The organism is Streptomyces sp. YS-3, assembly GCF_045257485.1.
GTDB lineage: Bacteria > Actinomycetota > Actinomycetes > Streptomycetales > Streptomycetaceae > Streptomyces.
Map to the genome: position 1 here is coordinate 1 of NZ_JBJHPC010001077.1, position 1,003 is coordinate 1,003.

The 1,003-nt window shown below is 72.5% G+C and carries 2 protein-coding genes; both read right to left on the reverse strand.

All coding sequences use genetic code 11. The annotated features are described in order from the left end of the window. Positions 1-95: 95 nt before the first annotated feature. Entirely contained in the window at positions 96-413 is a 318-nt protein-coding gene (locus ACJA3G_RS37565) for a DUF6412 domain-containing protein (protein ID WP_406557483.1), read from the reverse strand. Between the two features lie 140 nt (positions 414-553). Next, a partial coding sequence (locus ACJA3G_RS37570) for a class E sortase (RefSeq protein WP_406557484.1) occupies positions 554-1,003 on the reverse strand: 450 nt, incomplete at its 5' end.

Genomic DNA, 1,003 nt, shown 5'->3' on the forward strand with positions numbered 1-1,003 from the left:
GAAGGGGAGCCCCCTGGGAAGGGGAGCCCCCTGGGGAGGCGGAGCCTCCGGGAAGGGGAGAGCCTCCAGGAAGGGGGCGGGGAAGGGGCGCTGCCCTACGCGGCGACCGTCAGGGCGAGGCGGCCGGGAGCCCGGGGCCTGGGCCGTCCGGAGGCGTCGGGATCGCGCTGCGGCAGGAAGGCGGTGCGCCGCTCGCGGTCCCGTATCGCGGTGCGTATGCGCGTACGCGGCACCATGGGCACGGCTCGGGAGGCGAGCAGCGCGCAGACGGCGAGGGCGGAGCCGGCCGCGGCGGTGGCGGCCAGGGCGACGGCGCCGGAGAGCGTGGCGCCGTTGGCGAGCAGCAGCTCGGCGAGGAGGAAGAGGAGCAGGGCGAAGGCGCAGCGCGCGGACGCCAGGCGGTTGCCGCTCATGCTGTCTCCCCCCACTCCATACAGACGCGCGTACACGCACCCACACACGCGGGCACACGCACACACAGACACGTGTCCGGTTTTCAGAACGCCTGTCCGACTCCTGACTCTTCTCACGTTATACACGACGGCTCGGACAATCAGCGCGGTCGCGTCGAGGCCAACGTCCCCCACACGACGAGCCGGTACCGGGAGGTGAACTCCGGGGTGCAGGTGGTGAGGGTGACGTAGTACCCGGGTGCCCCGTACCCATACGCCGTACGGACGTCACTGCGCGGCACGGGAGCGATCACTCCGCCGTCCCGCGCAGAGGTCTCGGGGAGGATCTTGCCCACCAGATAGGTGAAGACGGCATCCCGCGTCTCGACGACGATGCGGTCCCCGGCGCGCAGCCGGTCGAGGCGGCGGAAGGGCTCGCCATGGGTGTTGCGGTGACCGGCGAGCGCGAAGTTCCCGGCCCGGCCGGGCTGGGCGGTGCCGGTGTAGTGCCCCACGTACCCCTTGTCGAGGACGCCGTGCTTGCTGATCCCCTCGGCGATGGGGGCGGTGACGCCGAGGGAGGGGAGGCGAAGGACGGCGTAGGCGCGGTC